This window comes from Microcoleus sp. B4-D4 (assembly GCF_036705185.1).
In the GTDB taxonomy this organism is placed as follows: Bacteria; Cyanobacteriota; Cyanobacteriia; order Cyanobacteriales; family Microcoleaceae; genus Microcoleus.
In genome coordinates this window covers 28,866-45,090 of sequence record NZ_JAUBTX010000052.1, presented here as the reverse complement: position 1 = coordinate 45,090, position 16,225 = coordinate 28,866, and the positions used below count along the sequence as shown (strand labels likewise).

Genomic DNA, 16,225 nt, shown 5'->3' with positions numbered 1-16,225 from the left:
CTAGGGATGGGAGATGAGGTAAAAGCGAATATTTTTGATCACTTATTTACAACCAAAGGCGTGGGGAAAGGCACGGGGTTGGGATTGGCGATCGCACGGCAGATTGTAGTTGAGAAACACGGTGGTACAATCGAGGTAAATTCTGTATTAGGAGTAGGGACAGAGTTTATCATCACCTTACCCCTTAAGGCAGAATAAGTTAATTTTTCCCTAGCATTCAGACTGGGGGGGTGACAAAAAGGTTTAGGAGATAGACTGAATAAGGGTTGCAGCCCGTATACCCTGTTGATAAAAGCGACATTTATTTCGAGTTGACTTCATTAACTGTTGAATTTCTAATGAATGTCGATCGAGATAATCAACCCACTGTTCTCCATCCTTGCCAACGCCAAATGTACTCCATATACGGTATTTTTTATCAGTTCGGAGCGGCGAAATACATATCTTTGTACCTGCTTTTTCTGAATTTCAATGCCTTGAAATATCGCTGAACTGTAGGCAATAACCATTAACAGAATCATCTTAGTCAGTCGGCTTTCCCTGAAACTATTCCCTTCTAGATTATAACATCCTGTCTTGCAATCTCGGAACATTTCTTCAATTCCCATTCGCTGTTTATCAGCGGAGATTGCGGATGGCAACCAGCCTAAATCTGTTGAAATAAACCAGGCATCTTGTACTTTTATTCCGATCATCGCGTTTCCATTTACAAGCAATATCAAATCCTGCTACTGATTGAGTTTTTCTGACCCTCACTCCTTGAAAGTGCCACGAAGTTCCGGGTACTACTCCTAATTAATCTAAGCGTTGCCAGATTAACTTTTCTGTTTCAATACAATGATTCTTTTTTGACCTTCAACAAAAAGATACACCCATTGCTTTGAGCCAGTTTCCTTGCTTGCGTCTACCGAACAAAATTCACGATCCCCAAAACGATAAGTTTATATTCCTTAAACAATGGTAAAACTTTTTCGAGAGCGAGGGTTTGTTCTTGTAATTTACTGCTTCCTAATTTGGGCAACAAACACTCTTTTTAAGGGGATGGCTCTTTTTTCCCCGATTAGGGCGATCGTCAACAGATTGATACAGCCCCATTGAGTCCGATCGATCGCCACTGATAGAGTTTCTCCCACAGAGCAATAAGTTGTCAACCAGTAAGCAATCAAAGGGAACCAAATTAGTGCGATCGTTAATTGAGGTAAGTCCAAAAATCTTTGCAATTTGCTTGGCAAGACTTTCGGTAGTAATTGGGTAGGGAAATACTCGTGACAGTCTCTCTAATCTCACTTGTTTCTCTGATTTTATCAAGGAGAGCAATATTGTGAGTAAAATAAACTGGGTTGATGTCAGTTGTTTTTGTAAGTGGGTCTGATAGAATGTTGGTAACATTATTTTTGGGATAGGCTAGCTTGTAAGAATTCGGCTGCCTATATTTTTTTAGCACAAGTGGGTTAAATCTTTACGCTCTCTGGTTTTAGGGCGGTTTCTTACCCCAGCATTCAGACTCATCTAACCCATTACTCACCCATCAATTCTCAAACAACAACAGCTATGAATAACTCTAACAAAAATAGCAACACTCACACAACCATTCAAATTCCCAACTATCAAATTCTCGACACAGTTTATTCAGGAAGTCGCACCTTGGTATATCGAGCTATCCGTATCAACGATCGATTACCTGTTGTCATCAAACTCCTGAAAAGTGACTATCCGAGCTTTAGCGAACTGGTGGAGTTCCGCAATCAATATACCATTGCCAAAAACCTTTGTCAACCTGGAATCATCCAAACCTATAGTCTCGAACCCTATCAAAATGGCTATGCGTTAGTGATGGAAGACTTTGGAGGTATTTCTCTTCAAGAATGGGCCTTGAAAGGAGAAAACAAAATATATTTGAGGGAGTTTTTAGATGTCGCGATCGCCCTCTGCCATACCTTAGATATATTATATCGCGATCGCATTATTCATAAAGATATTAAACCCAGTAATATTTTAATAAATCCCGAAACCAAACAAGTCAAATTAATTGACTTTAGTATCGCCTCTCTACTACCACGAGAAACGCCAAGTTTGATGAATCTCAATGTATTAGAAGGAACACTTGCTTATATTTCCCCAGAACAAACAGGTCGAATGAATCGGGGAATTGACTATCGGAGTGACTTTTATTCTTTGGGTGTAACTTTTTATGAATTACTGACAGGGAAATTACCCTTTCAATCAAACGATCCGATGGAATTGGTGCATTGTCACTTAGCACAAACTGCCATCCCAGTCTCTCAAATCGAGCCTAACATCCCGTTAGTTTTATCTAAAATAATTAGTAAGTTAATGGCGAAGAATGCCGAAGGACGGTATCAGAGTAGCCTGGGAATCAAGCACGATCTAGAATTGTGTCTAGGTCAATTACAAACAACCGGAAATATCGAATCTTTTGCACTCGGAGAAAGAGATATTAGCGATCGCTTCCTCATCCCTGAAAAACTCTACGGTAGAGAAACCGAAGTGCAAAGTTTACTGGATGCCTTCGTTCGCGTAGCATCCCCCCAAGAGAATCAGGTCAGCCAAGGCAAAGCCAAACTAATGTTAGTAGCGGGTTTCTCAGGGATTGGTAAAACCGCCGTCATTAATGAAGTTCACAAGCCCATTGTCAAACAACGAGGCTATTTTATTAAAGGCAAATATAACCAGTTTCAGCGAAATATTCCCTTAGCTGCATTCGTGCGAGCCTTCCGAGATTTAATGGGGCAATTGCTTGGTGAATCGGATGCACAACTGCAAGCCTGGAAAAACGAGATTCTCGAAGCTGTTGGCGATAGCGGACAAGTCTTAATTGAGGTGATTCCCGAACTGGAACGCATTATTGGAACTCAACCCCCAGCCACAGAACTGTCGGGGAGTGCTGCCCAAAATCGCTTTAATTTACTAATGCAGAAATTTGTGCAAGTTTTTAGCCGTCAAGAACATCCCTTAGTGATGTTTTTGGATGACTTACAGTGGGCAGATTCCGCATCGTTAAAATTGCTGCAATTATTAATGGAAGGGACGGAAAATTTATTAATTTTGGGGGCGTATCGGGATAATGAAGTTTCGCCTGTGCATCCGTTGATATTGACAATCGATGATATCGTCAAAACTGGTATAACGGTGAAGACAATTACGCTGTCACCATTGAGTTTAGTAGATATGAATCAGTTAGTGTCAGACACGCTAAATTGCCAATTCTCTCTAGCTCAACCCCTCACCAAATTGGTGATGCAAAAAACCAAGGGCAATCCATTTTTTGCCACGCAATTTATTAAAGCATTGCATGAAGATGGACAGATTACTTTTGACTCAGTAACACGCTCTTGGCAGTGCGATATCACTCAAATCAAAGCTTTAGCAATTACTGATGATGTAGTGGAGTTTCTAGCCCTGCAATTGCAGAAATTGCCAACCGAGACTCAGGATATTCTTAAACTAGCAGCTTGTATTGGGGCGCAGTTTGATTTGCATTCGCTGGCGATCGTTTCAGAAAAATCCCTAGAAGCAACAGCGACCGATCTATGGAAAGCACTACAAGAAGGTTTGATTATTCCGAATACAGAAATCTATAAGTTCTTTATTGATTCTAACACTACCTCAGTTTTTGATGCAGCCGCTAATCCGATTTATCGATTTTTACATGACCGGGTGCAACAAGCAGCTTACTCCCTGATTCCTGACGAGCAAAAACAAGCAACTCATCTCAAAATTGGACAGTTACTTCAAGAGAAATGTTCAGAAATAGAACGAGAAGAAAAACTGTTTGATATTGTCGAGCATTTGAATTTAGGAATTGAGTTAATTACTCAACCAGAGGAACGCGAAACATTAGCTAAACTGAATTTGCAAGCTGGATTGAAGGCGAGAAATTCTACAGCTTACAGCGCAGCAAGGGTTTATTTGCAAACAGGGATTAACCTATTACAGACAAAATGCTGGCAACATCAGTATGAATTAACTTTAAATCTGTATGTGGCAGCAACGGAAGCCAGCTATTTGAATGCTGACTTTGCGGGTATGGAACAACTAGCGGCATTAGTTTTGCAGCAAGCACAGACCATTTTCGACAAAGTAAAAATCTACGAGATTCAAATTTCGGCACTAACTGCTCAGGGCAAAATGTTAGAGGCGATCGCGGTGGGAACAGAGGCTCTAGCGCAATTGGGGGTAGAATTCCCTACCGAAGTAGACGAAGCCAATATTGGCAAAGCCTTACAAGACCTTAAGCACCTACAAAGCGGTAGAGAGATTGCCAAACTGATTGACCTGCCCGTGATGAGCGATCGCACCGCCCAAGACGCAATACAACTGTTAGGAATATTATTTGCCCCAGTGTACATGGGAAGGCCAGGTTTAGTGCCCCTCTTGAGCGCGACGATGGTGCGGTTGTCGCTCCAGTTTGGCAATGCTCCCGCCTCGATGGTCGGATACACGATTCATGGCTTGGTGCTGTGTGCCTTTTTCGGCGAAGTTGAAACAGGCTACGGGTTCGGTAAATTAGCGCTCTCGTTGCTAGAGAGGTTGAATGCTCCGGGAATGAAGTCCATGACTCTAGCCCTGTTTGGCTGTTTCATCCAACATCACCAGCAAGCGCTGTTAAGAATGCTACCGACACTGAAAGAGGGCTACAGGAGTGGCATGGAAACTGGCGATTTTCTCTACGCTAGCTACAACCTGTTAGTTTACGCCTATATTGCTTTTTTCGCAGGTGTAGACCTGGAAACGCTGTCATCCGAATTGGCTGCTTACAGTGCTGCTATGGTTCAAATGAAACAAGATTCGGCTCATCTTCTTGTGTCATTCGTGCGACAAACGATGCAACAGTTGATAGAAACGGTGAGCCAACCAGATTGCTTGAGGGGTACTGCCTACGATGAAACGGTGATGCTGCCGAAGCATCAGCAGGATAATAATCTCACGGCGATCGCCTATGCCTACATTTTCAAGCTGCAACTTGCTTACTGGTATGGCAATTATCAGGCTGGCCTCGACTATATCACCCAAGCCAAGTCCTGTTTGATGGCAGTATCAGGAATGGTTTTGATTCCCGTTTTCCATTTCTATGCTGCCCTGACGCACCTGGCAGTTGTTCCTACAAATCAACCAGAGCCAGCCTCCATGCTTGCTGATGCAGAAACTCATCAAATGATTCTGCATCAGTGGGCACAAAATGCCCCGATGAATTACTTGCATAAATGGCATTTAGTTGAGGCAGAAAAGTATCGGATTTTGGGCAACAAAGCAGAGGCGATCGAACATTACGATCGCGCCATTCAACTTGCCAAAGAAAACCAATTCCTCAACGAAGAAGCCTTAGCCAACGAAGTTGTCGCCAAATTCTATCTCGATTGGGGCAAAGAAAAAATCGCTCAATCCTACATGACTGATGCCTATTACTGTTACACCCGCTGGGGGTCCCAAGCTAAAGTTGTTGATTTAGAAACCCGCTATCCCCAACTACTCGCACCTATACTGTCAAGACAGCCACAGTCTGCCAATCCGAACGAAAGGATGATTTCTGTCTTCTCTCAAACGATCCAAAGTTCCAGCTTCAGTAAAACTAGCCTCTCAGAAGCCCTCGATCTAGCTACTATTATCCAAGCCTCTCAATCTCTGTCGAGTGAAATTGAGTTGGATAAATTACTCTCAACCCTACTTCAGGTAGTGCTCAAAAATGCGGGAGCCGATAAATGTGCGTTGCTGATGCCAAAAGGCGATCTCTGGGTAATTGAGGCATTATCCCAACTCGAACAGCCTGCCATTGTTTTGCGATCGCGTAGCGGTGCGGATGCACTATCCCTGCCCTTGGACGATGGTCAAATAGTACCTGTTAGCCTCATCAATCGGGTCAAAAATACTCTCTGCTTGGCTGCGATCGAGAATGCAGCGATCGAGCCAACCCTAGCGGCAGATCCCTATATTCTGCACCATTCACCCAAGAGTATTCTGTGTGCGCCAATTCTTAACCAAGGTAAGTTGATTGGCATTTTATATTTGGAAAATAACCTGACTGTGGCAGCATTTACGCGCAGGCGGCTCGAAGTTTTGAATTTATTAATGTCACAAGCAGCAATTTCCTTAGAGAATGCTAGGTTGTACACCGAACTAGAAGACAAGGTGCAAGAACGCACCAAAGCATTAAACCAAAAAAATGACCAACTGCAAACGACCTTAAAAGAATTACATCGTACCCAAACCCAGATGGTGCAAAGTGAAAAAATGTCGGCTTTGGGACAACTGGTAGCAGGGATTGCCCATGAAATTAACAACCCGATTAACTTTATTCATGGAAACGTAAATCACATTCATCAATATACACAACAGCTATTGCAGTTATTAAGCTCCTATCAATCCCACTATCCTAATCCACCGGCATCCCTGCAAGCAGAGCTAGAAACTGCGGAATTGAATTTCTTGACAGAGGATTTACATAAAATACTTGAATCGATGCAACTCGGTTCTGAGCGAATTCGGCAAATTGTTCTATCTTTACGCAGCTTTTCGCGCTTGGATGAATCAGAATACAAAGCAGTGAATCTCCATGAAGGTATTGATAACACCTTAATGATTTTGCAGCATCGACTCAAAGGACAGGCAGAACATCCGGCGATTGAAATTGTCAAAAACTATGGCGATCTGCCGTTGGTCGAATGCTACGCCAGAGAAATTAACCAAGTGTTTATGAATTTGATACTGAATGCAATTGATGCCTTGGAAGAGACCAATCGAAAGCGTAGTTTCCAAGAGATTAGTACCAACCAGAATCGGATTTGGATTAGCACAGTCAAGACAGAACAAAAACAAGTGCAGATTATCATCGCCGATAACGGAGTCGGTATTCCAAAGAAAATCCTATCGCGCATATTCGATCCTTTTTTCACAACTAAACCCGTGGGTAAAGGAACAGGGTTGGGGCTGTCAATTAGCTATCAAGCGATCGCTGAAAAACATGGCGGTTCAATTAAGGTTAAATCGACACCAGGCCGAGGAACAAAATTTATTATCACCTTACCAATTCAAGCAAAACAAAAAAGTTAATTTTTACCTAGCACTCAGACTCATTTGACCCACTATTCACTCATCAATTGTCAAACAAAAACGGCTATGAATAACTCCCATAAAAACAGCAACTCTCCCACAAGCATTCAAATTCCCAACTATCAAATCACCCAAACAGTTTATGCAGGGAGTCGAACAATAGTTTATCGGGCAGTCCGTACCGATGACCAATTACCTGTAATTATCAAGCTGATGAAACGGCAATATCCCACTTTTAGCGAACTGGTGCAGTTTCGCAATCAGTATAGCATTGCCAAAAATTTAGACATTCCCGGCCTTGTCAAACCCTACAGTTTGGAACCTTATCATAACGGATATGCCCTGGTAATGGAAGATTTTGGCGGCATTTCCTTAGAACAATTTACGCAGAAAAAAACACTAACAATAGAGGGGTTTCTCCCTATTGCTTTGTCATTGACAGATATCCTCCATTCCATACATCAACAGCGCGTCATTCACAAGGATATTAAGCCTGCCAATATCCTTATTCACCCGGATACAAAGCAAGTTAAATTAATTGACTTCTCCATCTCGACACTACTGCCGAGAGAAACCCAGCAAATTCAGAGCATTAATGCCTTAGAAGGAACCCTAGCATATCTCTCCCCAGAGCAAACCGGACGGATGAATCGAGGTATAGACTATCGCAGTGACTATTACTCGTTAGGTATCACCTGGTTTGAATTACTAACTGGAAAACTTCCGTTTTTGTCTGACGACCCAATGGAGTTGGTGCATTGCCATATTGCTAAACAACCGCCCAATTTAAGAACAAGGGGGAAAGGAAAAGATATTCCTCAAGTTCTCTGCGATATTGTGATGAAATTAATCGCCAAAAATGCCGAAGACCGCTATCACAGTACATTGGGACTCAAACATGATTTAGAACAATGTCTGTTTCAATTGAATGAAACAGCAAAGATTGAATATTTTCAAATTGGACAGAGAGACTTAAGCGATCGCTTTTTAATACCCGATAAACTTTTTGGACGAGAAGCGGAAATAGAAACCTTAATCCAAGCATTTGGACGAGTCGTCAACGGCTCATCTGAGCTAATGCTAGTGACAGGCTTTTCGGGGATTGGCAAAACGGCAATTGTCAATGAAGTGCATAAGCCAATCGTGCGATCGAAAGGCTACTTCATCAAAGGCAAGTACGATCAGTTTCAACGCAATATCCCGTTTTCTGGATTAGTACAAACATTCCGCGATCTGATGGGCCAACTGCTGAGTGAAAGCGATTCTCAGTTAGAACAGTGGAAAGCCAAAATTCTGTCTGCTTTGGGTGAAAACGGGCAAGTCTTGATCGATGTAATTCCCGAACTAGAAGAAATTATTGGCAAACAACCATCTGCGATCGAACTTGCTGGTAGTGCGGCACAGAATCGCTTCAATCTACTGATTGTGAAGTTCATTGAGGTGTTTGCCACGTTAGAGCATCCATTAGTGATGTTTCTGGACGATTTACAGTGGGCAGATTCAGCATCTTTGAGTTTGATGAAGTTGTTGATGAGTCAAGCAGAGGGGGGCTATCTGTTGATTATTGGTGCTTACCGCGATAATGAAGTTTTTCTAGCTCATCCGCTGATGCTGGCGTTGGAAGAAATCCAAAAAACAAAGGCAACTGTCAACACGATCGCATTGACTGCGTTAAGCCAATCTGATGTGAATCTTATGATTGCAGACACTTTGAGTTGTGCGATCGAACGGGCAATGCTGTTAACAGAGTTAGTCTATCAAAAAGCCAAGGGCAATCCGTTTTTTACGACGCAGTTTCTCAAGGCGTTGTATGAGGATGGGCTGATTGCGTTTGACTGGAATACAGGCTCCTGGCAGTGTGATGTAGCGCAAGTGCGATCGCTTGCCCTCACCGATGATGTGGTGGAATTCATGGCAGTACAGCTTCAGAAATTGCCACCCAACACTCAAGATATTTTGAAACTGGCAGCCTGTATTGGCAATCAGTTTGATTTGGGGACGTTGGCGATCGTCTATGAAAAGTCTCAGATCGAAACCGCTTCGGACTTGTGGAAAGCATTGCAAGAAGGATTTGTAATTCCAATTAATGAGGTATACAAGTTTTATCAAGCCGAGGAATCAGCCACAGTTCAAATATTATCAAAAAAGGTTGATACCTGTTCCTACAAGTTTCTGCACGATCGCGTCCAGCAAGCTGCTTATTCTCTGATTCCGAACGAGCGCAAGCAAGCAACACATCTACAGATCGGTCAACTACTTTTAAGAAATACTGTTTTGGCAGAGCGTGAGGAAATCTTATTCGAGATTGCCAATCAACTAAATCGCGGTCGCTACTTATTAAACGATCCAGAAGAACAGGAAAGATTGAGCCAATTAAACTTATTGGCAGGACGAAAAGCTAAAAATTCTACGGCATATACTGTTGCCTGTGAGTATATAACTACTGGCATGGAACTATTGAGAGAAGACTGTTGGAATATTCAATATGAATTATGCTTTGCGCTCCACAAAGAACGGGTTGAAGTTGAATATTTGAATGGCAATATTGAAGCATCACAAATCTGGATCGATCGCACTCTCGAACGAACAAGAACTGCCCTAGAAAAGGCAGAAATTTACAACTTGGCAATTATTCAATATACCCTACGAGCTGAGTATCCAGAAGCTATTGCTGCGGGGATTAAAGCTTTATCCTTGTTTGGTATTGATATTACCGATGAGGATTTTGAGGTGGTACGCGATCGCGAAATTGCGACTGCTCAAGCCATCTTAGAAAGCCGAGGGATTGCTTCTCTCAGTGATTTACCCATGATGACCGATCCTGAGAAAAAAATGGCTACAAAGTTAGCTATTGCTATGGGCCCGCCCACCTATCGCTCGCATCAGCGTCTGTGGTCAGTCATTTGTGCCAAGGCTGTTAATTTGTGTTTGCAGTATGGTAATACACCTGAAATAGGCTATATTTACCCAGCCTACGGTGGCTTACGCGGTTATGCTTTAAATAACTATCAAAATACAGGTGAGTTAATCGATTTAACGCTGCAATTAATGCCCAAGTTTAATAATAGTTCGGCTGAAAGTGTAGCCTATTTAATGATTGGTAGTTCTCTCCGTCATTGGTCTCACCCTCTTAAGGTAGCCAGCCAAGATTACCAAAATTCCTATCAAATTGGTTGGGAATCAAGCAATTTACAATATGCTGCTTATGCTTTTGGACACAATATGTACTGTCGTTTTTACCAGGGAGTAGAACTGAAGCAATTAGAGGCAGAAATTAATCAATCGCTGGCTTTTAGTCAACAACAAAAAAATCAATGGTCTATCGATATACTAACTGGTGGTCAAATGCTTGTAGCCAAGTTGAGAGGAACAAAAATTTGGTCAGAAACTATAGAAGATGAGTATCTCGAACGCTGCCGAAAACATAAAAATTGGCAAGTTATCTGTATTTATACTATTCTTAAAAGCCAAATACTCTACCTCTGCGATTGCCCAGAGTCAGCTTTAGAATCTGCCGAGAAAGCTGAATCTGAGATTGTTAATGTTGCTCCCCAAGGCTTACTTCCCTATGCCAGACATCGCTTTATCTATGCTCTATTGTTATGCCAAAGTTACGATCGAATACCACAGACAAAACAATCCGATCTGTGGCAAAAGTTGATAGAGTATAAACAGCAATTAGCTGTTTGGGCGCAAAACTGTTCGGAGAATTTTAGCGCTGCCTCCGAGCTAATTTCAGCAGAAATGGCGCGTATTTCTGGAGATAAATTATCGGCACTTGAACTGTACGATCGCGCCATTTACCTCGCTAAAGAACATCTATTTCTCAACGAAGAAGCACTAGGTAATGAACTTGCAGCAAAATTTTATCTCGATTGGGGTAAAGAAAAAATTGCCCAAGCCTACATGACTGAAGCCTATTACTGTTATGCCCGATGGGGAGCCAAAGCTAAAGTTACTGATTTAGAAAAACGTTATCCTCAACTCCTCGCGCCCATCCTTCAGCAACCTCATGCCTCTGTCTCTTTCCAGGAAACTATCTCACTGGGAACGATCGCTTCTACCAAAACCTCTAGTAGCGTCTCGGAAGTTCTAGATTTGGCAACTCTGCTTAAAGTATCTCAAGCTATTTCAGGGGAAATTGAACTCGATCAACTCTTGACTACTCTGTTACAAATAGTGATGACAAATGCTGGGGCAAGTAAGTGTGTGTTATTGCTTAAACAAGATATTGAGTTACAGGTAGCAGCCTTTGTGGAAGAGGGACAAGAACCGCAGCTATTACCACCGATGCCGCTAGAATCAAGTCAGAATGTGGCGATCGCTTTGGTGAATACTGTTAAGCGGAGTTTGAAACCTCTGGTACTGGTTGATGCTAGGTTATATCCTGAGTTTTCTGGCGATCGCTATATTGAAAAACACCAGCCTAAAAGTGTGCTTTGTAGTCCAATTCTCAATCAAGGTAAGTTGATTGGGATTTTATATTTAGAAAATAATCTCACTGTTGGAGCATTTACCAGCGATCGCGTCGAACTGCTCAATCTGCTCTGCTCCCAAGCAGCAATTTCCCTCGAAAATGCCCGCCTCTATCAACAGTCACAACAAGCTTTGACAGAACTCCGTGCCAGCGAAGCCCGCTTCCATAAGATGGCTGACAATATTCCAGGGATGGTCTTTCAATTACAGTTGGCTGCGGATGGTGCTAAGTCTATAACCTACGCAAGTTCTGGTTGCATCAATCTGTATGAAGCTGAGCCAGAAATGGTGATGGCAGGAATCATTAATGTCTTCGATGCAGTTTATGCCGGCGATCTTGCTGATCTTGAACAAGCAATTACCAAATCTGCCCAAACCCTGACCCCATTTAATCATGAATGGCGCAGTGTCACCTCGTCCGGCACGATAAAATGGGTGCAAGCAATATCTCAACCAGAACGACGAGCCGATGAGTCAACTGTATGGGATGGTGTTGTCTTTGATGTGAGCGATCGTAAACGCAGCGAAGCTGAATATAAAGCTGCGGAAACTGCCCTACAAATTTCCGAGCATAACCTCCGTACCATCTTCAACAACGTCAGTAGTGCCATCATAATTCACGATCTGGATGGCAAGGTGCTAGATGTTAATAACCGAGTATTAGAAATGTTTGGTGTGGAGCGAGAGAAAGCGCTGCAATGCTCGATCTTGGATGACTATTCTACACCCGATAATCCGTTCCATCTGGTAGAAGACTGGTGGAAAAGGGTATTAGCCGGAGAAACAATTGAATTTGAGTGGAATGTCAGAAAAATTGATAGTGGCACGGCCTTTGAGGTCTATGTCACCCTCAACCGCATCATCCTCGATGGCAAAGCAGTGATTCTTGGTAATCTGCTAGATATTAGCGATCGCAAACGTGCCGAAGCCGCCATCATCCAAAAATCTCAAGAATTAGAGCAAGCCTTACAAAACTTGCAGCAAACCCAATTACAAATGATTCAAAGCGAAAAGATGTCAGCATTGGGCAACTTAGTTGCTGGTGTAGCTCACGAAATTAACAACCCTGTCGGCTTCCTGACTGGTAATATTACCCCAGCCTTAGATTACATAAACGATTTGTTTGGATTGATCGATCTAGTGCAACAAAAATATCCCCAACTAGATCCAGAAATTCAAGAGGAACTTGAAAATATTGAGCTTGACTACATCCGGGAAGACTTACCCAAGTTAATTGAATCGATGCAAGAAGGCGTGAAGCGAATTCAAGACATTAGCATCAGTCTGCGGACATTCTCGCGTGCGGATAGCGATCGCCCCGTGGCCTGTAATATCCACGAGGGAATTGATAGTACAATTATGATCCTCAAGCATCGTCTGAAAGCCAACGACACTCGCCCCAAAATCCAAGTTATTAAGCACTATGGCGATCTACCAAAAATCGAATGCTATGCCGGACAATTAAATCAGGTATTTATGAATATTTTGGGGAATGCAATCGATGCTTTGGATGAGTTAAATATTGGACGTAGTTATGCAGAGATTAAAGCCAATCCTAATCAAATTATTGTCAATACAGAATTATCTGGAGATAGAAAACAGGTAGTAATTCGGATTAAAGACAATGGCATTGGTATGAATGAATCAGTGCTTGAGAAAGTTTTTGATAATTTATTTACTACTAAGAGTGTAGGGAAAGGCACGGGGTTGGGATTGGCGATCGCTCAACAAATCGTTGTCGAAAAACATCACGGACAAATTAAAGTTGATTCTGTCCATAGCGAGGGGACTGTGTTTTCGATCACTATCCCTGTCATCTAAGGGAATAGAATTGAATTGAATATTATATCAACACATTTGAAACACTACCAAAGTAACACTCGTTATTGCAAAACATCAGGGCTTGCTCGCCTTTTTCGGTAAATCTGCAAGTACACCATTCTCAGGATCTAACATGAATCCAAATAAAACCATACCTTTAAGACTTGTGCTAGTAGTTCCGTTTGTATTGCAAGTCTTTGCTGCCGTCGGACTGACTGGCTATCTGTCCCTGCGAAATGGACAGATAGCTGTCAATGATGTTTCTAGTCAGTTGCGTGAAGAGATCGGCTATCGCATTAACCTCCAAGTTCTCAACTACTTAGAAAAACCTTATGTTGCTGGACAAACTATCATCGCGGCTGCTCAAGAGGAGCAGATTGATTTAACCGATGTCACCAAACTGGAACGGACTTTTTGGCAGTTAGTCAGCAAAAATACGGTCGAAGTCATGCAAGTTAGTCTGGCTGACGGTACGAGTATACAAGTAGAGGATAGACAAAATAAAGGCATTATGGCTTTGGTTGGGAACAAAGCGGATCTACCTCAGCGCAAAATCTACCAACTTGATGAAAAAGGTGAACGGGCTCTGCTGATAGAAACTCAAGCAAATTTTGACCCCCGCTCTCGCCCCTGGTATAAAAATGCCCAGGAAGCTGGAAGACCAATCTGGACAAATCCTTATTTGGGCATCGCTGTAAAAGTCGCTTCAATTGCTTTAACCCAACCCATCTATGACAAAAATGGCGTGTTCTTAGGCGTTCAAAATAGCATCCTTCGGATTGAGAAAATTCATCATTTCCTCAGCACGTTAAAAGTAGGTCAGACCGGACAAACCTTTATCATTGATCGATCGGGCAACCTGATTGCCAGTTCCAAGATTGAAAGCCCTTACATTATTGATCCTAAAAAAAATACCTTGGAACAAATTCCCGCTATCAAGTCGGAAAGTCCGGTAATTAGTGCCACAGCCAAAGCAATCCTCGATCGCTTTGGTAATTTCAATGATATTGAGCAGAGTCAGCAACTTGAGTTTATGCTGGCGGAGCAGCGGCAATTGGTGCAAGTTTCCACTATTCGAGATGAACGAGGCATTGATTGGCTCAGTGTCATTGTAGTACCAGAATCAGATTTCATGGCACAAATTGATGCCAACACCCGCACTACTATCCTGCTTTGTTTGGGGGCATTAGTTGTGGCAACTATCTTGGGTATATTTACTTCGCGCTGGATTGCTCGACCGATTCTAAAATTACAGCAAGCAAGTGAGGCGATCGCATCTGGCGCTCTCGACCAAACAGTAGCAGTCAAAGGTATTAATGAATTAGAAGCCCTAGCTGGTTCCTTTAACCAAATGGCAGGGCAATTGCGAGCTTCCTTTACAGAACTAGAAACTCGTGTAGAAGAACGCACCGCCGAACTCACTATTGCCAAAGAAGCAGCCGATAACGCCAACCAAGCCAAGAGCGATTTCCTCGCCAACATGAGCCACGAACTCCGCACACCTCTCAACGGGATTCTCGGCTATGCCCAAATTCTCGAACGTACCAAAACTATACCCGAAAAAGAACGTCACGGTGTGAATATCATCCACCAATGCGGCTCTCACCTCCTAACATTAATCAACGATATTTTAGACCTTTCCAAAATCGAAGCCCGCAAGCTAGAACTTACCTCCAAAGCCATTCACTTGCCATCTTTCCTGCAAGGAGTAGTAGAAATCTGTCGAGTGCGTTCAGACCAAAAAGGTATCGAGTTCATTTATCAACCAGATACAAACTTACCCACAGGAATTCTAACTGACGAAAAACGACTCCGCCAAGTGCTACTCAATCTCTTAGGAAATGCGATTAAATTCACCGATAAAGGCAGCGTGACCCTCAAGGTAGAAATGATAGAATCAAATGCAACGATGCCATTGCCTCAGCTTAAATTTCAAGCGATCGATACAGGAGTTGGCATCGCATCTGACCAAGTAAACAAACTATTCCAAGCATTTGAACAAGTAGGCGATCGCAAACGCCACGCAGAAGGCACAGGCTTAGGTTTAGCCATCAGTCAAAGAATTGTGGAATTGATGGGCGGAAAAATTCAAGTTGAAAGCCATCTGGGAATAGGCAGTAACTTCTACTTTAAAGTAGCACTGCCGATCGCCACCGACTGGGCACAAAAAAATTCTGTCAAAGACGGGCGCACAATTATCGGCTATGAAGGGCCACCACGCCACATATTGATCGTGGATGACCGTTGGGAAAATCGGTCAGTGTTGGCAAACCTGCTAGAGCCTCTAGGATTCGCATTTACTGAAGCAGAGAATGGTCAAGAATGTTTAGAAAAAGCTCTAGAAAAACTGCCAGATTTAATTATAACTGACTTAGCGATGCCAGTAATGGATGGCTTTGAAATGCTCAAACAGTTACGAAAATCGGAGGATATCAAGCATTTACGGGTGATAGTTTCTTCGGCATCGGTGGCAGAAATAGACCAGCATAAAAGCTTAAATATGGGTGGAGATGACTTTCTGACAAAACCCGTTGATGCAGAGGAGTTGTTGATTTTGGTGGCCAAACATTTACAACTAACCTGGAAATATGATGGAACTGAGTTAAGCACGAGTAATAATAAAGTATCTACGAAAGAGATAATTCCCCCATCGGCGACAGACTTGCAAATTTTACTAGAACTGACCCAGGATGGTCTGCTGAGAGAACTCGTAGAAACCGCTGCCGAAATTGGGCAAAAGGATGAGCGCTATCAGCCCTTTATTCAGGAAGTCATACAATTAGCTAAGCAATTCCAGGCTGAAAAGATTGAGGAGTTGATTCAAAAACATCTTACTAATACTTAAAAGTTAAGGAAGACT

The 16,225-nt window shown here is 42.6% G+C and carries 6 protein-coding genes; 4 read left to right on the top strand and 2 right to left on the bottom strand.

Annotated elements, in window-relative coordinates:
- Positions 1-198 (top strand): ATP-binding protein (locus tag QUB13_RS25860; RefSeq protein ID WP_333386664.1); only part of this gene is annotated, 198 nt, incomplete at its 5' end.
- Between the two features lie 137 nt (positions 199-335).
- On the opposite strand, the gene QUB13_RS25855 is transcribed toward QUB13_RS25860, so the two are convergent.
- Together QUB13_RS25855 and QUB13_RS25850 are read right to left on the bottom strand one after the other, a co-directional pair.
- Complete coding sequence (locus tag QUB13_RS25855) at positions 336-716, bottom strand: hypothetical protein (protein ID WP_333386661.1); 381 nt, start codon at positions 714-716, stop codon at positions 336-338.
- Positions 717-998: 282 nt separating this feature from the next.
- Positions 999-1,208 carry a hypothetical protein gene (locus tag QUB13_RS25850; RefSeq protein ID WP_333386658.1) on the bottom strand — a complete coding sequence of 70 codons (210 nt, stop codon included), beginning with the start codon at positions 1,206-1,208 and terminating at the stop codon, positions 999-1,001.
- 343 nt (positions 1,209-1,551) lie between these two features.
- Between QUB13_RS25850 and QUB13_RS25845 the strand changes: the two genes are divergently transcribed.
- From QUB13_RS25845 to QUB13_RS25835, 3 genes are all read left to right on the top strand, one after another.
- Positions 1,552-7,068, top strand: a complete 5,517-nt coding sequence (locus QUB13_RS25845; RefSeq protein WP_333386656.1) for a trifunctional serine/threonine-protein kinase/ATP-binding protein/sensor histidine kinase — start codon at positions 1,552-1,554, stop codon at positions 7,066-7,068.
- Positions 7,069-7,134: 66 nt separating this feature from the next.
- The gene (locus QUB13_RS25840; RefSeq protein WP_333386653.1) at positions 7,135-13,365 is read left to right on the top strand and encodes an ATP-binding sensor histidine kinase; all 6,231 of its coding nucleotides are present in this window, start codon (positions 7,135-7,137) and stop codon (positions 13,363-13,365) included.
- Between the two features lie 133 nt (positions 13,366-13,498).
- Positions 13,499-16,210: a hybrid sensor histidine kinase/response regulator gene (locus tag QUB13_RS25835; protein ID WP_333386651.1), complete on the top strand. Its 2,712-nt coding sequence runs from the start codon at positions 13,499-13,501 to the stop codon at positions 16,208-16,210.
- Positions 16,211-16,225 lie beyond the last annotated feature (15 nt).

What these genes read in the sequence shown, in the direction of transcription:
- QUB13_RS25845 (WP_333386656.1), top strand. Translation starts at nt 1,552, where the DNA reads ATGAATAACTCTAACAAAAATAGCAACACTCACACAACCATTCAAATT.
- QUB13_RS25840 (WP_333386653.1), top strand. Translation starts at nt 7,135, where the DNA reads ATGAATAACTCCCATAAAAACAGCAACTCTCCCACAAGCATTCAAATT.
- QUB13_RS25835 (WP_333386651.1), top strand. Translation starts at nt 13,499, where the DNA reads ATGAATCCAAATAAAACCATACCTTTAAGACTTGTGCTAGTAGTTCCG.